Origin of the sequence: Mesorhizobium sp. M4A.F.Ca.ET.050.02.1.1 (assembly GCF_003997725.1) — a bacterium.
Lineage (GTDB): Bacteria > Pseudomonadota > Alphaproteobacteria > Rhizobiales > Rhizobiaceae > Mesorhizobium.
Genome location: NZ_RZSG01000721.1, coordinates 1 through 3,078, shown reverse-complemented (window position 1 = coordinate 3,078; position 3,078 = coordinate 1). Strand labels below are relative to the sequence as shown.

The window sequence follows — 3,078 nt, the reverse complement described above, 5'->3', positions numbered from 1 at the left end:
ATCACGTTTCGCGCAACTCCAGTTCCGTGCTTGCCGCGCTCCGGCAGGTCCAGGCCGTCACCGCCGGCGTAATGCTGCCTCTGTTGCAGTCGATTAGCGGAATCATCATCGGGGCCTTCATTGTCGCCGCGCTATTTGCCCTAAGTTCTTTCATCACCTTCGTCATCTTCGCGGGGTTTGGGGCGGTCTACCTCGCCATGTCGCTCGTCATCCGAAAACATCTCAAGAGGAACGCAAGGATCATTGCGAGCGTGCAGGCCGAGGGCATCCGCTCGGTTCAGGAGGGCCTTGGCGGCATTCGCGACGTCATCATCAACGACACCCAGCCCTACTTTCTCTCCCGTTACAGCGAACTCGACATGCACCTGCAGCGCGCCAATGCCACTAACGCGCTGGCGGCAGGTGCTCCCCGTTACGCGATCGAAGCCGCGGGAATGGTGATCATCGCGGTGCTTGCCTATTTCCTGATCACTCGATCGAACAATGCCGGCCAGGTGCTCCCCATGCTCGGGACGTTCGTTCTCGGCGCGCAGCGTCTGCTTCCATCGATGCAGCTTGTTTACGGCAATTGGGCCCTCATACTCAGCAACCTTGCTGGCGCCGAGGTTGTGCTTGACGCCCTGGAAGCGCCTCTCCCCGCCGACTGGAACCATCCAGCAGCCGCCAAGCGGCTTCCATTCCATCGGGCGATTTTGCTGCGCGACGTGTCGTTCAGCTACGCCCCTGGGCAGGCCCCAATACTCGAGCGCTTCAACCTGACGATCGCCAAGGGGACCAAGGTCGGCTTCATCGGCAAGACCGGCAGCGGAAAAAGCACGACGGTGGACCTTGTGATGGGGTTGCTCGAGCCAACCAGCGGCACGATCGAAATCGACGGACAGCGGCTGGACGGGACTACCCGGCGCGCCTGGCGGCAACAGATCGCCCATGTGCCGCAGAGCATTTTTCTTGCGGACGCCTCCATCGCCGAGAATATCGCTTTTGGCATAGATCCCGCCATGATCGACCTGGACCGCGTCCGCAATGCGGCGCAGCAGGCGGCCCTGTCAGATTTCATCGACAGTTTGCCGCAAGGCTACGAGACCAGGGTCGGCGAGCGTGGGGTCCGGCTGTCGGGCGGCCAGCGGCAACGGATCGGCATCGCGCGGGCGCTCTACAAGCAGGCGACCGTGCTTGTCTTCGACGAGGCCACCAGCGCGCTCGACACCGAGACCGAGGCGGCGGTCATGGACGCGATCAGGGAACTGCCCGCCGAGCTCACGGTGCTCATCATTGCCCATCGCCTCACGACCGTGGAGAATTGCGACGAGATCGTCACGATCGAGGATGGGCGGCCGAGCATATGGAGTAGAGCCAGCGGGCAGATCAATTAGTCCTGCTTGGACAGGGCCGCCTTCGGACTCTGGAAAAGAAACTCCGTGCAAGCCTCGCCCGTGGACATTCTGACGAGTTCGAATTCGAACCTGTCCATCAGGAAATCGACCACGGCCCGATCGTCGGCGAATTCCATCGGCCAGCCGCCGAGCCAGTCTCGGACATCGGTCATGTAGCTCATTCCGCGCCCTTTTTTCTTCTCGTGGATCTGCCTGAGGAGGCCGGGCAGCCGGAACGGATTGCCGCCGAGGCCAAAGCGCCAGATGTACCAGCATTCCATCCATCGCCTTTGGCTCGAGTTCGCGGCGTTGTACCGACGCTTCACGTCGAGCCAGAATTCAGCCGATGGACGGACGACGTTCGAAGAATACAGCGCGATAAAGAAGAGGCCGCCAGGCGCTACCCTGCGAGCGGCGTTTTCTACGGCTTGCCACATCGCGCCCGTGTGGTGAAGCACGCCCCATGAATAGACAAGGCTCCAGGTGCCAAGCTTCTCAAGATATCCGCCGTCGAGCACATCGCCCCGTTCGACCGTCCAGTTCGCTGGCTCACCGGCTAGTTGGCGGAGCTTGCTGGTTGTGCTGACTGAGAGAGGATCGAAATCGAAGGAATGGATCCGGCCCGCCTTTGCGTCGAAGGCTGCAAGCGAGTGCAACCCGCTTCCGCTGCCTATATCGAGAAAATCCATTCCTTCGAGGCTCTCCTTGCCGAGGAAGGACAGAAGCTTCTCCGCCGCTGCCTGACGGCGTTCAGCGGAATAGTGCCTGTCGACGAAAGAGGCCCAGTTGGCGCCGAATTCATAGCGGGCGGGCGTGGAATTTTCTGTGTACGTCATTCTGCAGCCTGTTGTCCGGATTCGATGATTTCCATCATATGGGCCGTGACTTTCTGAACATCGTAGCGCAGTTCGGCGAGTGACCGACTGCTCTGCGCCATGCTTTTGGTCTGGTCCGGGTTGTCGATCAGGTGGATCATGGCTTCGGCCAGAGGTGTCGTAGCGCCCACTGGCACGAGGAGGCCATTTACGCCGGGAACAATTGGCGCACGGCAGCCCGGCGCGTCGGTCGTGATCACCGGGCGGCCCATTGCCATTGCCTCCAACACCGAGCGGGAAGTTCCCTCCCGATAGGAGGGGAGGACGTAGATACGCGAATTGGCGATGGCGTCGCGGACGTCGCCCACAGCTCCATGATAGCGGACCGTGCCGTCCGCCACGGCCGCCTCCACCTCCGAGACCGGAAATCCCGCAGGATTCGGGTCTCTATCGCCGACGAGGTCGAAGCGAGCCTCCGGCCGGGCCGCCCTCACCTGCCGCGCCGCACCCAGGTATTCCGCGAGGCCCTTGTCGCGAAGCAGACGGGCAATCATAAGAAAGCGCGGCTCATCCGGCAGCGGCGCTACCTTGAAGCGATCCAGGTCGACTCCTGACCCGTTGACGACATTGGCCGGCGTCCGCCCAAGCAGCCACTGGCGGCGGAAATCATCCCTGTCATCCTCATTCTGGAACGTTGCTGTGGTGGCGACGCGCAGACTGGCGGCATAAAGAAGTCGCGCCACTGCATTGACGACCTTCCAGTGCAGCGACCTATGCCGGTCCGTGAACGCGTAACCGAGACCGGTGATCAGTGCGTGCCGACGAGGAACCCTCGCGGCCAAGGCCGCGGGAATACCGTAGACAATTGGCTTGATCGCACATGCCAGCAC

At 61.8% G+C, this 3,078-nt stretch carries 3 protein-coding genes; 1 reads left to right on the top strand and 2 read right to left on the bottom strand.

Annotated elements, in window-relative coordinates; all coding sequences use genetic code 11:
- Positions 1-1,373 (top strand): ABC transporter ATP-binding protein (locus EOA33_RS29985; protein ID WP_145989350.1); only part of this gene is annotated, 1,373 nt, incomplete at its 5' end.
- On the opposite strand, the gene EOA33_RS29980 is transcribed toward EOA33_RS29985, so the two are convergent.
- Together EOA33_RS29980 and EOA33_RS29975 are read right to left on the bottom strand one after the other, a co-directional pair.
- Complete coding sequence (locus EOA33_RS29980) at positions 1,370-2,209, bottom strand: class I SAM-dependent methyltransferase (RefSeq protein ID WP_127407289.1); 840 nt, start codon at positions 2,207-2,209, stop codon at positions 1,370-1,372. The two genes, EOA33_RS29985 and EOA33_RS29980, sit on opposite strands and share 4 nt — an antisense overlap.
- Positions 2,206-3,078: glycosyltransferase family 4 protein (locus EOA33_RS29975; RefSeq protein ID WP_190234410.1), on the bottom strand; the 873-nt coding region annotated here is incomplete at its 5' end. The genes EOA33_RS29980 and EOA33_RS29975, both read right to left, overlap by 4 nt.